This is a genomic window from Polaromonas potterensis (assembly GCF_033446725.1).
Lineage (GTDB): Bacteria > Pseudomonadota > Gammaproteobacteria > Burkholderiales > Burkholderiaceae_C > Polaromonas.
Map to the genome: position 1 here is coordinate 224,583 of NZ_JAWQLX010000002.1, position 16,846 is coordinate 241,428.

The following is a 16,846-nucleotide window of genomic DNA, read 5'->3' on the forward strand; positions in this document are numbered from 1 at the left end:
ACGTCATCCTAGGTCGAATCTTTGTCCGCGTAAGGGTTGCTCGACGATTTCATCTGGATGCGCAGCGGCGTGCCCACCAGGTCGAACTCCTTGCGGAAGCGCCCTTCGAGGAAACGCTTGTAGGATTCGGTCACATGTTCCAGCGAATTGCCGTGAACAATGATGATGGGCGGGTTCATGCCGCCCTGGTGCGCGTAACGCAGCTTGGGTCGGAACATGCCGGCCCGTTGCGGGCTCTGGAACTGCACCGCTTCGAGCAACAGACGCGTCAGCACCGGCGTGGACATTTTGCGGGTTGCCGAGGCGTGGGCCTGGATGATGGACTTCCAGACCGGCCCCAGGCCCTGGCGCTTGATGGCTGAAATATTGTGGATGGCGGCAAATTTCAGAAACGACAAACGGGTTTCAACGGAACGCTCCAGGGTTTCCCGCTGGTAGCTGTCCACGGCATCCCATTTGTTCACGGCCAGCACCACCGCGCGGCCGCTCTCCAGGATGTAACCGGCGATATGGGCGTCCTGGTCAGTCACACCCTGGGTCGCGTCCAGCAGCAACAAGACAACATTGGCGCTTTCGATGGCCTGCAAGGTCTTGACGACGGAGAACTTCTCGATCGCCTCGAAGACCTTGCCCTTGCGTCGCAAACCGGCGGTGTCGATCAGCTCGAACTTCTGCCCGGCGCGCTCGAAAGGCACGGAAATCGCGTCACGTGTGGTGCCAGGCTGGTCAAACGCCACCAGGCGCTCCTCACCCAACCAGGTGTTGATCAAGGTCGATTTGCCAACATTGGGACGGCCGGCCACGGCCAGCTTGATCACCGACGGATCGTCCTGCGGGCCGTCTTCGTCGGGGTCCGGCAGCTTTAGGGGCTGCAGCGCCAGCTCAACCAGCGTGCGCATGCCCTGCCCGTGTGATGCCGAGACCGGTAGTATTTCGCCCAGGCCCAGCTCAAAAAACTCGGAAAGCTGCACGCCCTCGGTCATGCCTTCGGCCTTGTTGGCGGTCAGCACTGTCGGTTTGCCCAGTTTGCGCAAATAACGCGCAATCTCGTGATCCTGGGCATTGACGCCGGCACGTGCGTCGACCACAAACACCACGACGTCGGCTTCAGCCACGGCCTGCCGCGTCTGCTTGGCCATTTCCTTGTAGATACCGTCGATGGCGTCGGGCTCGAAGCCGCCGGTATCGATAACGATGAACTCCTGCGAGCCAAGCCGGCCATTGCCGTAATGGCGGTCCCGCGTCAAACCGGCGTAGTCGGCCACAATCGCATCCCGCGATTTGGTCAGCCGGTTAAAAAGTGTCGATTTCCCCACATTGGGACGACCGACCAGGGCAATTACAGGTTTCATCAATACATTTCACGACCACAAAGGCCGGTTGAATTATTCAGGCGCAAAGCCGTAAACGGTGCCAGAGCGCGTCACCGCGACCAGCGTGTTGGCAGCCAGTACCGGGGAAGCTGCCACGGGTGAGCCATCGGTCGTGAGCCGGTTTAACAGGGAACCATCGGCACGCGACAGCAGGTGGATAAAACCGGCAGAGTCGCCGATGGCGAGCGAGCGGCCCACCACCAGTGGCGCCGTCAGGCTGCGGTATTGCAGGCGGTCCGTGTTCCAGGCATTTTCGCCATCGGTGCGGCGCCAGGCCAGCACCCGGCCATCGGATTCGGTGCCAAAGACAAACTTGTCGTCGCCGTCAAGACCTTGCGCGCCGTTGGCGGGCTTGCTCCAGAGCAAGGTGCCACGCTCGGCATCCACGCAGCCCACGCTGGCCTGGAAGGCTCGGGCACAGACTGTGTTGCCGGTGCGGCTGACGGAACCGACCAGATCGACCAGGCGCTCCACGTCGTTGATACCGCGCGGCGAGGCAATCGGGGCCTCCCAACGAATGCTGCCGTTGAGCGGGTTCAACCCGGTCAAGCGGCCGGCCATGCCAACCACCAGCGTGTCACCCACAGCCAGCATGACGCCAGCCTGGCGCAGCACCAGCGGCTCGCTGGGGCGTTGCTGGGACCAGAGCTTGCGCCCAGTCTGGCCGTCAAAGGCATTGACCGAACGGTCGGCGGCCAGCACAAAAACACGGCCGCCGGCCACAAAGGGCGAGGTGAAGGCCTGGGCCGACAGTTTTTGGCGCCAGATTTCACGACCACTGGCCACAGCCACGACTTCATTGCCGCGTGTGACCACGGCGGCCACTTTGCCGTCGCTGCCGACACCGGCGGCAATGGGTGTGCCGATGTTGGTACGCCAGACATCACGGCCGGTACGCGCATCGAGTGCGGCGACCGCACCATCGGTGCTGGCCACCACCACGGTGTCACCCGCCACCTCGACTTCGAGGGGAAAACTCACCTCGCCGATACGTGCACTCCAGGCCAGCTTGGCCGGCACCAGTGCCACCACAGGCTGCAATTCGGCCGGCTGCGGCTTTTTGCCCGAGCTGCTGAAAAAACCGCTGAACATCGAGCAACCCGACAGGGCCGCTATCAAAACAATAGCTACTGGCGCTTTAACAGAAAGGGCCAGAGGTCTGAAAGACTTAAGAATCACGGCTTCACCTCGGTCACGGACACGGAAGAAGCTGCAGCCACGGCCGCAGTGCTGGGCAATGCCGCCGACGGGTTCACACCCAGCGCATTGAGTTTGACCTCGACCAGGCGCCGGTATTCGGTGCGGTCGTCCATGCCCTGGTAGGCTTTTTCATACTCGGCCTTGGCCTCGGTCTTTTTGCCTTGCGCGGTGAAGATGTCGCCACGGCGATCAGCCACCAAAGCGGTGAAATCTTTCGGGAAAGTTCCGGACAGCTGCTTGAGCGCCTCGTCATAGGCCTTGGTCTCGACCAACACACCGGTCAGGCGCAATTTAGCGATGGCCTGGTAACCTTCGTCGGCGCTTTTGCCGGCGACCCATTCCAGGGCGGCCTTGGCGGCGTCGATATTGCCCTTGTCGAAATAAGTCTTGGCCGCGAGCAAGCCAGCTTGCTGCGCAAACGTGGTGCTGCCAAAACGCTCTTTCATGTCGGCCAGCGCGCGGTCCACCCGGGTGGTATCACCCGAGACGGCAGCACGCTCCACTTCGTCGTACATGACGGCGGCCTGCGCCGCCTGGCTGCGCTGCCAATAGTGGTAACCGTTCCAGGCGGCCACCGAGCCAAAAACGACAATCAGCGCCCAGGTGATCAGGTTGCCGTATTGCTTCCAGAAGTGTTTCAGCTCATCAAGCTGTTCCTGCTCTTCCAAATCGAGATGTTTTGCCATATAGCTCTTCTTGTTCTGTTCAGTGATTTGTGTTGATTGTAGGGGGCTGCCGTCAGCCGCCTGTGCGCAAGCCCTGCGCCCACGAGGGAATATTGTCCAGCGGCTGCAAGGTCTGGGCCTGCGCGGCCTCGCCCTTGTCACCGCGCAAGGCTTTCACAGCCACTCTGCCCTCGGCCAGCTCGGCTTCGCCAAAAATCAGGGCGAAACGTGCGCCACTGCCGTCGGCTTTTTTGAACTGCGACTTCATGCTGCCCATGCCCTCTGCGCCGCTACCGTGCATCTGCACGCTGACACCGGCCGCGCGCAGGGCCTGGAGCGTTTTCAACACCACAGGCAAGGCCGCCGCATCGGGAATGATGGCGTAGGCATCGGGCACCGGCAGGTCGATGGCGCTGCCCTGCTCCTTCAGAAGCTCCAGCACACGTTCGACACCCAGCGCCCAACCCACGGCAGGCGCTGATTTGCCACCCATTTGTTCGATCAGATAGTCATAACGGCCACCGGCACAAATCGTGCCCTGGGCACCCAGGCGGTCGGTCACAAACTCAAAGACCGTCAGGTTGTAATAGTCCAGACCACGCACCAGACGGTGGTTCAGAGTCCAGGGAATCTCGTTGGCATCCAGAATGGCTTTCAGGCCTTCAAAATGCGCCAGCGATTGCGGGCCCAGAAAATCGATCAACCGGGGCGCACTCTCCACCACCACTTTCATGGCCGGGTTCTTGGTGTCCAGAATACGCAGCGGATTGCTGTGCAGGCGTCGACGCGCTTCTTCGTCGAGCAGATCGGCATGTTTCTCCAAATGAACAATCAGCTCGGCACGGTGTTGGGCACGTTCTTCGGGCTGACCCAGGCTGTTGATCTCCAGGCGCCAGTCGCTCAGACCCAGCTCTTTCCAGAGCGCTGCGGCCAGCAGGATCAGTTCGGCATCAATGTCCGGGCCGGCAAAACCCAGGGCTTCGGCGCCTATCTGGTGAAACTGGCGATAACGCCCGCGCTGCGGCCGCTCGCGGCGAAACATAGGCCCCATGTAATACAGGCGTTTGCCGCCTTCGTACAAGAGGTTGTGCTCGGTGACGGCACGGACCACGCTGGCGGTGTTTTCCGGCCGCATGGTCAGGTGATCATGGCTGCCATGCTTGTCCGAACGGTCTTCAAAGGAATACATTTCCTTCTCGACAATGTCGGTGACCTCCCCGATGCCGCGCACAAACAGCTGCGTGTGCTCCAGGATGGGGGTGCGGATATTGCGGTAGGCATAACGCCCCATCAGGGAGCGGACTTTTTCCTCAAGCCATTCCCAGCGCGCCGAATCAGGCGGCAATATGTCGTTCATGCCTTTGACGGCAGTAAGTTTTTCAGCCATGGAATTAGTTAAGCGACCTGGGCGACGGCGTGCGTGCCAAAGCGCTTTTCAATGTAGTTTTCGACAATGACCCGGAACTCCTGCGCAATCCGATCGCCGCGCAGGGTCACACTTTTCTCGCCATCAATATAAACCGGTGCTGCCGGCGCTTCGCCGGAGCCCGGCAGGCTGATGCCGATGTCGGCATGTTTGCTTTCACCCGGGCCATTGACGATACAACCCATGACCGCGACCTTGAGTTTTTCGACACCCGGGTATTGCGCCCGCCAGACCGGCATCTGGGCGCGCAGGAAATCGTCAATTTCTTTGGTCAATTCCTGGAAGGTGGTGCTGGTGGTGCGGCCGCAGCCGGGACAGGCGGTCACGCTGGGCACAAAACTGCGCAGGCCCAGTGCCTGCAAAATTTCAGACGCGATCAGCACCTCTTGGGTGCGTGCTTCTCCGGGCTGAGGCGTCAAGGACACCCGGATGGTGTCGCCAATGCCCTCTTGCAGCAACACGGCCAGGGCCACACTGGAGGCCACCGTGCCTTTGGTGCCCATGCCGGCTTCGGTCAGGCCCAGGTGCAGCGCGTAACGCGAGCGTTTGGACAGTTCGCGGTAGACCGAGATCAAATCCTGAACACCGCTGACCTTGCAGGACAGGATGATCTGGTTTTTATCCATGCCCAGCTGTTCGGCCAGCACGGCCGAGTCAATGGCCGAGGTGATCAAGGCCTCGTACATCACCTGCTTGGCATCCCAGGGCTGGGCACGGCGGCTGTTTTCGTCCATCAGGCTGGCCAGCAGTTCCTGGTCCAGGCTGCCCCAGTTGACGCCGATACGCACAGGCTTGTTCCAGCGCACAGCCGCTTCAATCATCTGGCCAAACTGCCGGTCGTGTTTGTCGCCCTTGCCCACATTGCCGGGATTGATGCGGTATTTGGACAAAGCCTCGGCGCAGGCCGGGTAGTCGGTCAACAGGCGGTGGCCGTTGTAGTGAAAGTCGCCGATCAGCGGTACATCGATGCCCATGCGATCAAGCTGCTCGCGGATGTAGGGGACCTGCTGCGCGGCTTCGGGGGTGTTGACGGTGATACGCACCATCTCCGAGCCCGCAATTGCCAACGCCTTGACCTGGATGGCCGTGCCGATCGCATCCACCGTGTCGGTATTGGTCATGGACTGCACACGCACAGGCGCGTCACCCCCCACCGTCACCACACGCGAACCCCAGACCACGCGGGCCTGCGACGAGACACGCGCCTTGGGCGCTGCCGATTCAACAGGTAAACAAGCTGCCACTATTTCACCTCAAACCGTGCGACGTTGTCTTTGCTCACGGCGTTCAAATCGAAAGCCTGACCACGCACCTGCACCAGTGTGGCGTCAACCCGGCCCACCACGGCGGCCAGGGGCAAGACGCCCGAGGCGCTAGCCGCTTCTCCGGCGGCCAGGGTGCGGCGCAAAACCACCGTGCCTTTGGCATCGGTGACCTCGACCCAGGAAGAACCTTTGGCCGTGAAAAGAATGATGCCGGCGGCTGCGGCTGGCGCCACGCCGGCCACGATGGGCGTCGCGGGAACGGGGACTGCGGGAGCGGCAACGGGTAAAGGCGGCGCCAACACCGCTGCGACCGGCAAGGTAGGCGTCACAGCAACAGGTTCAGCCGGACTGACCGGGACAGCAGCGTTGGCGCTACCCGGCACGTCCAGGGTGGTCGTGACAACATTCGGGGAAACGGCTTGGGGTTCGATTTGGACCTGCCCCGCATCAGCGGCTGGGACGGTGGTCAACATGTCTGCCTTGGGTTGCAACTGCATTGCTGGCAAAAAGATCAGCACCAGCGCACCCAGCAGCAACAACAAACCTGCCAAAACGGCGGGCCGGGACACATGTGCCCACAAGGAGGGGCCCGGCGCGTCGTTGGGGGCACGGAATGGGGTGTTGATGCTGGGGCCATGTTCGCCGACACGCGACTTGCCGGTTTGCGGCAGCAGTGCCAGCACCGGCGCCACATCGATTTTGAGGGTGCGGCAGACACTGGACGCCAGCGCACGCACAAACACCGAATCGGGCAACTCGTCCAGCCTGTCGGCTTCCAGCGCTTCCAATTTTTTCACCGGCACCTTCAAAGCCACCGCCAGCGCGGCAATATGCAGGCCGGCGGCCTCGCGGGCCTGCCGCAGCAGGGTTCCGGCGCTGACTGTCGGCGTATTCGACAAGGATTCCCCCTGTGTCATGGCGTTATGGCCTGGCAACTGGCCATCGAACTCACTCATTAAAAGCCCCTCTGTCATAGGCTGCCGCCTCGCGCGACTGCCCGAAGCGTTTTCTCAATTGACCGGCCAGTTGCGTCATCGCGTCGCGATCACCCAGGCTGCGCTCGACCTTGACACCCAACCACAAGGTTTCCGCATTGGCCAGGTCGCTGTTGTTCAAGCGGCGAATGTAAAACTGTGAACGCGTGAGATCGCCGCGCTGAAACAGCAGGTTCGCCAGGTTGTAACCCGTCAGCGGATTGCCCGGGTCCAACTCGTAAGAACGCAACAGGCTGCGTTCGGCTTCTGCACGCTGGCCTGCACGTTCCTGGCAAAGGCCTTGCGTCATCAGGGTTTTGGCCTGCCCGTCATACGAGGGACTGGCAATGGCGCGCGCGAAGGTCGCGACGGACTCGCTGTAGCGACCTTGCTGGCACAAGAGCCAGCCGTAGTTGTGCAACACATTGCCATCCCGCGGATTCAGCGTCATCGCGCGGCGGAAGCTGTCTTCCGCCAACACGTTGTCGTTCAGGCGCATGTAGACCAGACCACGCAGGTTATGTGCGTCGGCATACGTGGGGTCGGCGGCCAGCGACTGCTTGAGTTCATCCAGCGCCACATTCGTCTGGCCCTGCTGAAAATAATTGGCGGCCAGCTCAAGCCGAAGGCGGGCGCGCTTGCGGCCATCGGTTTCATCCGATTCGGTGAAGATCTCCGGATGCCCGCTCCCGGCCGCCGGCGCACCCGCATGGCCGGCACAGCCGGCCAGCAGCACGGCCGCCCAACAGGCAGAAAGCCACAGGGTATTGCGGACGAGCTTCATACACCAACCTCTTTGGAAACGATCTTGATGCCTTTGAGCATACCTTGCCGCTGTGACGCCATGCGTTGCTCGACGCCGGTCCGGTCCTGCACGTCGCCGGCGAGTTGGCCGCAGGCTGCATCGATGTCGTCACCCCGGGTTTTACGCACCGTGGTGATCATGCCGGCATCCATCAGGATTTTGGCAAACGCCATCACTTGCGGCATGTCCGAACGTTTCAGGCCCGAGGCTGGAAATGGGTTGAAGGGAATCAGGTTGAACTTGCAGGACAAGCCGCTGACCGCATGCCGCTGCATCAAGGCCACCAGTTGGCGCGCATGTTCGGGCTGGTCGTTCACACCGTCGAGCATGCAATATTCAAAAGTAATGAAATCTCGGGGGGCTGCCACCTGGTAACGGCTGCAGGCGTCCAGCAGTTCGGCAATCGGGTATTTTTTATTCAGCGGCACCAGGTTGCTGCGCAGCTCGTCTTCCGGCGCATGCAAGGACACCGCGAGGGCCACCGGGCAGTCTTGCGCCAGGCGGTCAATCATGGGGACCACGCCCGAGGTCGAAACCGTCACACGCCGGCGCGACAGGCCGTAGCCATGGTCGTCCAGCATCACGCGCAAGGCCGGCAGCAACTGAGAATAATTTTGCAAGGGCTCGCCCATGCCCATCATCACGACATTGGAGACAACACGTTCGTCCTTGCCGAGGTGCTTGCGCAGAAAGTGTTCGGCAAACCAGAGCTGGCCGAGAATCTCGGCGGTGGTCAGATTCCGGCTAAAACCCTGGTGTCCCGTCGAGCAAAAACGGCAACCCACGGCGCAACCCGCTTGCGACGAAATACACAGGGTGCCGCGATCGGATTCGGGAATAAAAACGGTTTCAATCACATCACCGGCACCGACGTCGAACAGCCACTTGATGGTGCCGTCGGCCGAATCGTGGCGCGACACCACCTGGGGGCCGGCAATATGCGCCGATGCGGGAAGTTTTTCGCGCAGGGACTTGGCCAGATCGGTCATCTGATCGAAACCGGTCGCGCCTTTTTGATGAATCCAGCGGAAAAGCTGGGTGGCCCGGAAACGTTTTTCTCCGAGCCGCTCGCAAAAAGCTGCCAGCCCGTCCAGATCGTAATCAAGCAGGTTGGTTGTCATTGCGAGAAGCCGCGGGCTGCGAGGCACCGCGAAAAGCCGCCCCGGGCAAGCGACGACCCCGTGGCGGGGCAGCGAAGCGTGGGGGCAGCCATGTGATTAACGCGCGTAGATGTTCATGCCCGCGAAGAAGAAGCTGATCTCCACCTGGGCAGTTTCGACGGCATCAGAACCGTGCACGGCATTGGCATCAATGCTGTCGGCGAAGTCGGCGCGGATGGTACCGGCGTCAGCCTTCTTCGGGTCCGTGGCACCCATCAGATCGCGATGTTTGAGGATCGCATTTTCGCCTTCCAGCGCGGAAATCATGACCGGGCCGGAAATCATGAACTCGACCAGATCCTTGAAGAAAGGACGCTCTTTGTGCACAGCGTAAAAAGCTTCGGCTTCACCGCGCGACAGGTGCGCCATGCGGGCAGCGACCACCTTCAGGCCTGCAGCTTCAAAACGTGCGTAGATTTGACCGATGACATTTTTTGCCACGGCATCGGGTTTGATGATTGAGAGAGTGCGTTCGATCGCCATGAGATTTCCTTAACCTTGATTTTCTTGATTTATTCAAATCGAATAAAGCCTCTGATTTTAACCCGCAGCCAATGGCCCTGGTCAAAAAAGGCGTGTGTTGCTACCGCTGGGGTCAGCGGTTTCCGCCCCGGTTGCCGCCGCCACTGCCGCGATTACCGCCACTGCGGTTGCCACCGCCCCCGCCGCTGCCGCCGCGGCGCGGGCCTGCACCACCGCCGCCGCCGCCGCCACCAGCGCCAAAACCACCACCCCCACCACGTCGCGGACCCTGTCCTTGCGCCTGGCGCTGACGGGTAAAGGTTTCCGCGCCGATGTAGCCGAAAGAAGTTTTCATCGGATCGGGCTGGGCGCCACCCGAGCCTTTGTCGTTGCGCTCACCACGGCCACCCGCGTCATCACGGCGCTTGGGACCGCGCCCGGGATTTCCGCCGAAATTGCCGGGCGGGCCGGATCGGGGGGCGCCGCCGCCATTGCCGCCGCCTGGCCCACGGCCTTTGCCGCCGCGACGCTGATTGGCGTCACGCGGCGCATCGCTGTGGCTCCTGGGCGGCTGAAACTCGTTCGGCTCCTGCTGGGCGCCACCGCTCTGTTGATTGGGCGATCGGGCAGGCCCGGCATCCGGCCGTCCCCGCGCGCCGCCGCGTGAGCGGTCATTTCTGCGCGGACCACGGTCTGGGCGACCCTCGCCGGCAGGCGCATCACCGGATTCGGCGGAGTTTCTTGCTCCCCGCGAATCGGCGCGGGCTTCCGCGCGACCAATCGCACCGGTCAGGGCCAGGATGTCGTGCTCGTCGAGCTCGACAAAAGCGCCGCGCTTGAGACCACGTGGCAGCACCACGGCGCCGTAACGAATCCGGATCAGGCGGCTGACGGCATGGCCGACCGCCTCGAACATGCGGCGCACCTCGCGGTTGCGCCCCTCGGAAATGGTCACCCGGTACCAGCAGTTGGCGCCCTCGCCTCCGCCAGCTTCAATCGAGCTGAACTGCGCCAGGCCATCCTCGAGAGTCACACCCTCAAGCAGGCGTTTTTTCTCTTCGTTGCTGAGCGCACCCAGCACCCGCACCGCGTATTCGCGCTCCAGGCCAAAACGGGGGTGCATCAGCTTGTTGGCCAGCTCGCCGGAGCTGGTCAGCAGCAGCAGGCCTTCGGTGTTCAGATCCAGGCGACCGACGGACTGCCATTTCCCCTGAAACAGCTTGGGCAAACGGCGAAACACCGTGGGCCGGTTTTGCGGGTCGTCATGGGTGACCACTTCGCCGGCAGGCTTGTGATAGGCGATCACGCGCGGAGGCGGCGGATCGATACGCACGCGAATCGGCTTGCCATTGACCTTGACGGTGTCGCCAAACTGGATGCGCTGGCCGATGTGCGCCGGCTCGCCGTTGACGGAAATCCGCCCTTCCAGGATCAGTTGCTCCATTTCCAACCGCGAACCCAGACCCGCCTGCGCGAGCACCTTGTGCAGCTTGGGGGTTTCCGGCTGGGGCAACAACACCCGCTTGGGCAGCTCCAGCGCAACGTCTTCCTCGTCGGCATCAAACTTGCCGGTCACCACGTCGTCAAAACGATAGCCCAAATCTGACTCCGCCAACTCCGCACGGGCGGGTTTGCCAGCAGCCGCATCGGCGGCCGGCGCCTCAGTCGCTACCAAATCAATAGCTTCCTGCGCTTGTGGGATAAGGGCTGGAGCCTCATTTGACTCTTCATTCTGAGGAGCCGGGGGGGCCGAAGCCGGGTTGTCGTGTTGGTTCATGCGGTTTACGTTCAGGCGTGTGGATCAGTGGATGCCTGGCTGTTGAGCGAGGTATCCTGCAAGCTTTCAAAATCGGCCGAAGCGGGGTCGGTGGCACAAAGCACTTCAACCTCCGCATCGGCGGGTAGCCCGGCCTCGTCCGGAACCGTCTCCTCAGCGGCCACAGGCGCCGCCAGACCAAACTCAATCTGCTCCAGCATGGAGGCCTGCCCCGCCGCGTTGTCCATGGCGGGCAGTTGATCCAGTGACTCGACACCCAGATCGTCCAGGAACTGCCGGGTGGTGGCGTACAGGCCGGGGCGCCCGACGGTTTCGCGGTGGCCAATGACCTCCACCCAACCCCGGTCTTCCAGCTGCTTGAGCAGCAGGCTGTTGATCGTGACGCCGCGAATATCTTCCATGTCGCCCCGGGTCACCGGCTGGCGGTAGGCGATGATGGCCAGGGTTTCCAGCGTGGCACGTGTATAACGCGGCGGCTTTTCAGGGTGCAGGCGATCCAGGAACTCGCGCATCTGCGGCCGGCTCTGAAAACGCCAGCCGGTGGCCACATGTACCAGTTCTACCCCTCGTCCGGCCCAGTCGTTCTGCAAGTCCTCAAGCAGAAGTTTGAGGGTATCGGCCGTCATCGCCCCGTTGAACAAAACACCCATGTCACGCAGAGGCAGTGGCTGCTGAGCGCAAATAAGTGCCGTTTCGAGGACGCGCTTGGCATCCGTCGTATTCATGTACTTGGTTCCGAAATTATTCGAGATATAGGCGCCGGGAAGCGCAATTCACATTCACGCGCCACGGCTTCTTCGGCGGGCGTCATGTGCGGGTAGCAGAAAACTACTGACCCTGATTGTATCCCAGCCCCAAACTTTCCACGGCTGCCGCCAGATCAGCGGGCAACGGCGACTTGAATTCAAGCGCCTCTTGCGTCACGGGGTGCTCAAAAGCCAGTCGGCAGGCATGCAAGGCCTGGCGCGTGAGCCCGGCCGCGGGTCGGCCGCCATAAACCTCGTCCGCCACCAGCGGATGGCCGATCGAGGCCATGTGCACACGAATCTGATGCGTCCGCCCGGTCTGCAGCTTGCACCGCACCAGGCAGAAGTCGCCCTCGCTGCCCAGCCGAAAAATCCCGGTGGACGCCGTTTTTCCGGCATTTTTTTCCAGATCCACCACCGCCATGCGCAAGCGGTTGCGAGGATCACGTCCGACGGGCGCCTCCACCTGCCGCGCCGCCGACCCTTGCCAGGCGTTGTGGGCCACTGCCAGGTATTCGCGGCTGACCGTCCGCTCGGCAATCATGGCCACCAGTTGGTCCATCACCTGGCGTCGGCGTGCCACCACCATCAGACCGCTGGTGTCCTTATCGAGCCGGTGCACAATGCCGGCGCGCGGCAGCAGGCTGGCCTGCGGATCACGGGCCAGCAAGCCATTGAGCAAGGTGCCGCTCCAGTTGCCGGGGGCCGGATGCACCACCAGGCCGGCCGGCTTGTTGACCACCAGCAAGTGTTCATCCTCAAACACAATCTCCAGTTCCATCGCTTCGGGCTTGAAAGCCTGACTTTGCGGTGTGGGTTTGAGTTCGATCTGGAGGTCGTCGCCAGCCTTCACCTTGGACGAGACTTTGGTGATGGTTGCGCCGTTGATCTTGACGGCCGCCGCCTCGATCAATTGCTGCAGATAGCTGCGGGAAAACTCGGGCACAATGCCAGCCAGCGCGCGGTCAAGACGCTCGCCATGGCTGCCCACAGGAACCATCACCTGGCGCAATTCAAACTCTGCGCCAGCCTCCGCGTCGCCCAGGACCTCTTCCGGCAGGATGTCCGCCTCAGTGGCGCTCGATATAATTAGTTTGCTTTGTACAGAATCAGTCATTTACAGGATCAATTGCGATGTTTTCCACCAAATTATCGGTTGTTCCAGCGACGACGCCTTTTTCAGCGGCCCTGATCGTTTGCGTGCTCGCTCTTTCGGCCTGCTCTTCCACCAAGGTGAAGGACCCGACAGCCGCCTGGAGCCCGAACAAAATTTACGCAGAAGCCCGGGACGAAGCCAATGCCGGCGCCTACGACAAAGCCATTCCGCTGTTCGAAAAACTGGAAGGCCGCGCGGCCGGTACGCCACTGGCCCAGCAAGCCCAGCTGGAAAAAGCCTATGCCCAGTACAAAGGCGGCGAGCAAGCCCAGGCCCAGGCCACACTGGACCGCTTCATGAAGCTGCATCCCGCCAGCCCGGCGATTGATTACGCCCTCTACCTCAAAGGCCTGGTCACCTTCAACGAAAACCTGGGCCTCTTCAGCTTCCTGTACAAGCAGGATCTCTCCGAACGCGACCAGAAAGCGGCCAAGGAGTCCTTTGAAGCCTTCAAGGAGCTGATTAACCGTTTTCCCGAGTCCAAATACTCCGCCGACGCCCGCCTGCGCATGACTTACATCGTCAATTCGCTGGCGCAGTATGAGGTGCATGTGGCGCGTTATTACTACAGCCGCGGCGCTTACGTCTCGGCCATCAACCGCGCCCAGTCCGCGCTGACCGACTACCGGGATGTGCCGGTGCTGGAAGATGCGCTCTTTATTTTGTACAAGTCTTACGATGCCCTGGGCATGGCCCAGCTGCGCGACGATGCCAAACGGGTGATGGAAAAAACCTACCCGAAAAGCGAGTACCTGACCAAGGGTGTCAGGTCGGTTGATACGCCGTGGTATCGCTTCTGGTAAGCAGATCCAGCCTGTCGTTCAGCTCTTGTTCTGACGCCAGGCGTTGCATCGCCGGCAAGGCACGCAGCAGGCGCTTGCCGTAACCCATGGACGCCAGCCGGCTGTCACACACCACCAGCACACCTTGATCGGTTTCGCGGCGTATCAAACGCCCGGCGCCCTGCTTCAGAGCCACCGCAGCCTCCGGAAGAAAGTAGTCGCTGAAGGCGCTTTTGCCTTGCGACTCCAGCAACTTGGACTTCGCCTCCACCATGGGATCGTTGGGTGGCGGAAAAGGCAGCTTGTCAATGATCACCAATTGCAGCGCGTCTCCCGGCACATCGATGCCCTCCCAGAACGACGCAGACGCCACCAGCACACAACCCCGGCCGCCATGCGCGTCGGCCTGGCGGAAACGTTCGATCAGCGTTCGTTTGGGCATCGCGCCCTGCACCAGCACCTCGATGTCGCTGCAGTTCTCAAACCTTGCCTGCAAGGCATCACCGATAGCACGCAAGGCCCGCAATGTGGTGGTCAGCACCATGGTGCGACCACCCAAGCGGCTCGCCCAGTCCGCCGCAGACGCAGCCACCGCCGCGGTATGTGTGGGGTCGCCCGGTTTGGGGAAATTTCGCGGCACATAAAAAGCGGCCTGGCGGGCATAGTCAAAAGGACTGCCGACGCGTAACACTTGCGCTTCGGTCAAACCACAGGGCTCGGTGAACCAGCTTAGTTGTTCGTCATCGCCCAGGGTGGCCGAGGTAAAAATCCAGGACTTGGCGGCGGCCTTGTCGTCCGTGAACACCTTGGCCTGAATCGCTTTGGCAATGTCCAGCGGCGACTCCACCAGCCGCAATTGCATGCCCACGTCCAGCCAGCGGACACCGCCCGGCTCCGCGGGACCAGTGAACGCCAGAGCCCGCGCAGCCAACTCCGCGGCACGTTCCTGCAGGCGTACAAAATCGGGCGCCATTTCACTGACGGTGTTGAGCGCTTCGCAAGCCTCGGTCAGCGCGGTAGACACCGCCGCCAGCGCCGAAATCCAGGCCTCGGGCTCCAGGCTTTCCGGCACAGACTCTGTCCAGCGCAGCTTGCTGCCGGGGTAGGCTTTGCCCACACACAGGCGTAATTCACGCGCGGTGTGTTCGACGGCGCCTGCCAGTGACTGCCAGTCCTGCAGACCGCGCGCCAGTTGCAAACCGGTGCCCAAGATGTCGCGTGAAAAATCCAGCAATTGCCCGGTCGACAGGTTTTTACCCAAAAACTGCACGCCAGTTTCATTGAGCTGGTGGGCTTCGTCAAAAATCGCGATACGCACCGTTGGCAACAGTTCGGCGACGCCCGATTCGCGCACCGCCATGTCGGCAAAAAACAGGTGGTGGTTGATCACCACCACGTCCGCCGCCAGGGCTTCACGGCGGGCATGGTTGACATGGCAGGCACGAAATTTCGGACATTGGGAGCCCAGGCAGTTTTCCCGCGTGGAGGTCACCCAGGGAATCACCGGCGATTTTTCGTCCAGGCCGGGAAGTTCCGCCAGATCACCGGTGTTGGTCACGCGTGACCACTCCTCGACTTTGCTGAGTGCACGAAGCGACGTACGCTCCGGAAAGCCCGCATCATGGCGGGCCATCTCCATCCGGTGCAAGCAGAGGTAGCTGCCGCGGCCCTTGAGCAAGGCGGTGCTGACCGGCACACCCAAGGCTTTCACCAGGGCCGGCAGGTCGCGCCCGTACAACTGATCCTGCAAAGCCTTGGTGGCCGTGGACAGCAACACACGTTCGCCGCTCAGCAGCGCCGGCACCAGGTAGGAAAAAGTTTTGCCGACCCCGGTGCTGGCTTCCACCACCAGGGGGTAAGCACCTTCAATGGCACGCGCCACGGCCAGCGCCATCTCGGTCTGCCCGCTGCGGGGAACAAAGTGGTCGGCGGCACGCGACAACACGCCTTCGGGGTCGAAGGCCGCCAGGACTTGAGACTCCAGGTTCATCAGGCAGGTTCAGGGGGGTCCAGGGAGAGCTCGAGTTGGGATATTGCGTCGCGCAGCAAGAGACGGCGTTTTTTAAGACGCCTGAGCATCAACTCGTCAATCGGGATGGCGTGTGAAGTGATGTCCACCAGGGCATTGAGGTCCGCATGTTCGATTTTGAGGTCAATCAGGCGGCGCTCCGGTGAGTGTAAATTTAAGTCCAAGGTTTTTTATCCGCGCAGGCTGCTTCATCTGATAATACGTCGATTACGGAGAGAAATCGAGTCCACATGACTCGACCCATTTCAAAATGTCCAAAGGTCATCGAATCACAGCGTCCACCGGTATCCACAAGGGAGACCGCGACTACCAGCAGGACCAGGTGGCCCTGCTCAGTCATCCGCGTATCGCCGGTTGCATGCTCGGCATCGTGGCCGATGGCATGGGCGGTCGGAGCGGCGGGCGCAAGGCGTCTGACCAGGTCATGCTCACCGCCAAACAGCTGTTTGAGCGTTATTCGCCAGCGACGGACGATACCGTCTCCATGCTCAAGCAACTGGTGGAAGAAGCCCATCTGGTGATCAAACTCACGGCGATTTCTTCCGAGCAGGAACCGCACAGCACGCTGGCTGCTTTTTTGATCAACCCCGGCGGCGACTGCCACTGGGTGCATACCGGTGACTCACGCATTTATCATTTCCACGGCGCCAAGCTGGTCTCGCGGACCATAGACCACTCCTACGTGCAGACACTGGTCGACAAGGGTGAACTCACCGAAGACGAAGCCAATGTGCACCCGCAGTCCAACATCCTGATGGGCTGCCTGGGCACCGAAGAAGTCCCGCCCGTCAGCCAGCATTTCATTCCGAAACTGCGTCCTGGCGATGCGCTGATCGCCTGCAGCGACGGGATCTGGCACTACTTCAGCCCGAATGAAATAGGCTCGGCACTGTCCATGTTGTCACCACGCGAGGCGACCGAGTTTTTGATCCAGAAAGCCCGATCCCGCGCGCATGGCGCCGGAGACAACCTGTCGCTGGTGATTGTCAAGTTTGAAGCGCTGGCCTGAGTCCGCTCTACCGACGG

16 protein-coding genes are annotated in these 16,846 nt (G+C 61.6%); 2 read left to right on the plus strand and 14 right to left on the minus strand.

Annotated elements, in window-relative coordinates; translation table 11 throughout:
- Positions 1-8: 8 nt before the first annotated feature.
- From der to R6254_RS04250, 12 genes are all read right to left on the minus strand, one after another.
- Entirely contained in the window at positions 9-1,352 is a 1,344-nt protein-coding gene (gene der / locus R6254_RS04195; RefSeq protein ID WP_318404669.1) for a ribosome biogenesis GTPase Der, read from the minus strand.
- Positions 1,353-1,385: 33 nt separating this feature from the next.
- Positions 1,386-2,552, minus strand: a complete 1,167-nt coding sequence (gene bamB, locus R6254_RS04200; RefSeq protein WP_318404671.1) for an outer membrane protein assembly factor BamB — start codon at positions 2,550-2,552, stop codon at positions 1,386-1,388.
- Positions 2,549-3,259: a YfgM family protein gene (locus R6254_RS04205; protein WP_318404672.1), complete on the minus strand. Its 711-nt coding sequence runs from the start codon at positions 3,257-3,259 to the stop codon at positions 2,549-2,551. Before R6254_RS04205 ends, bamB begins: the two co-directional genes overlap by 4 nt.
- Before the next feature lie 52 nt (positions 3,260-3,311).
- Positions 3,312-4,625: a histidine--tRNA ligase gene (gene hisS / locus R6254_RS04210; protein ID WP_318404673.1), complete on the minus strand. Its 1,314-nt coding sequence runs from the start codon at positions 4,623-4,625 to the stop codon at positions 3,312-3,314.
- An 8-nt stretch (positions 4,626-4,633) separates the two neighbouring features.
- Positions 4,634-5,908, minus strand: coding sequence for a flavodoxin-dependent (E)-4-hydroxy-3-methylbut-2-enyl-diphosphate synthase (ispG, locus tag R6254_RS04215; RefSeq protein WP_318404674.1), 1,275 nt, complete (start codon positions 5,906-5,908; stop codon positions 4,634-4,636).
- The gene (locus R6254_RS04220; RefSeq protein WP_318404675.1) at positions 5,908-6,885 is read right to left on the minus strand and encodes a helix-turn-helix domain-containing protein; all 978 of its coding nucleotides are present in this window, start codon (positions 6,883-6,885) and stop codon (positions 5,908-5,910) included. The genes ispG and R6254_RS04220 overlap by 1 nt, the downstream gene beginning before the upstream one ends.
- Entirely contained in the window at positions 6,878-7,687 is an 810-nt protein-coding gene (pilW, locus tag R6254_RS04225) for a type IV pilus biogenesis/stability protein PilW (protein ID WP_318404677.1), read from the minus strand. Before pilW ends, R6254_RS04220 begins: the two co-directional genes overlap by 8 nt.
- Positions 7,684-8,829: a dual-specificity RNA methyltransferase RlmN gene (rlmN, locus tag R6254_RS04230; RefSeq protein WP_318404678.1), complete on the minus strand. Its 1,146-nt coding sequence runs from the start codon at positions 8,827-8,829 to the stop codon at positions 7,684-7,686. Before rlmN ends, pilW begins: the two co-directional genes overlap by 4 nt.
- A gap of 96 nt (positions 8,830-8,925) precedes the next feature.
- Positions 8,926-9,351, minus strand: coding sequence for a nucleoside-diphosphate kinase (ndk, locus tag R6254_RS04235; RefSeq protein ID WP_318404679.1), 426 nt, complete (start codon positions 9,349-9,351; stop codon positions 8,926-8,928).
- Positions 9,352-9,463: 112 nt separating this feature from the next.
- Positions 9,464-11,107: a pseudouridine synthase gene (locus R6254_RS04240; protein ID WP_318404680.1), complete on the minus strand. Its 1,644-nt coding sequence runs from the start codon at positions 11,105-11,107 to the stop codon at positions 9,464-9,466.
- Between the two features lie 11 nt (positions 11,108-11,118).
- Entirely contained in the window at positions 11,119-11,832 is a 714-nt protein-coding gene (gene scpB, locus R6254_RS04245) for an SMC-Scp complex subunit ScpB (protein WP_318404682.1), read from the minus strand.
- Positions 11,833-11,935: 103 nt separating this feature from the next.
- On the minus strand, positions 11,936-12,970 hold the full coding sequence (locus R6254_RS04250) for an RluA family pseudouridine synthase (RefSeq protein WP_318404684.1): 1,035 nt from the start codon (positions 12,968-12,970) through the stop codon (positions 11,936-11,938).
- Between the two features lie 17 nt (positions 12,971-12,987).
- Between R6254_RS04250 and R6254_RS04255 the strand changes: the two genes are divergently transcribed.
- On the plus strand, positions 12,988-13,812 hold the full coding sequence (locus R6254_RS04255) for an outer membrane protein assembly factor BamD (protein WP_318404685.1): 825 nt from the start codon (positions 12,988-12,990) through the stop codon (positions 13,810-13,812).
- On the opposite strand, the gene yoaA is transcribed toward R6254_RS04255, so the two are convergent.
- Together yoaA and R6254_RS04265 are read right to left on the minus strand one after the other, a co-directional pair.
- The gene (yoaA, locus tag R6254_RS04260; RefSeq protein WP_318404687.1) at positions 13,775-15,781 is read right to left on the minus strand and encodes a DNA repair helicase YoaA; all 2,007 of its coding nucleotides are present in this window, start codon (positions 15,779-15,781) and stop codon (positions 13,775-13,777) included. The two genes, R6254_RS04255 and yoaA, sit on opposite strands and share 38 nt — an antisense overlap.
- The gene (locus R6254_RS04265; RefSeq protein ID WP_318404688.1) at positions 15,781-15,984 is read right to left on the minus strand and encodes a DUF465 domain-containing protein; all 204 of its coding nucleotides are present in this window, start codon (positions 15,982-15,984) and stop codon (positions 15,781-15,783) included. The genes yoaA and R6254_RS04265 overlap by 1 nt, the downstream gene beginning before the upstream one ends.
- Before the next feature lie 86 nt (positions 15,985-16,070).
- On the opposite strand from R6254_RS04265, the gene R6254_RS04270 reads away from it, so the two are divergent.
- Positions 16,071-16,829: a PP2C family protein-serine/threonine phosphatase gene (locus R6254_RS04270; RefSeq protein ID WP_318404690.1), complete on the plus strand. Its 759-nt coding sequence runs from the start codon at positions 16,071-16,073 to the stop codon at positions 16,827-16,829.
- Positions 16,830-16,846 lie beyond the last annotated feature (17 nt).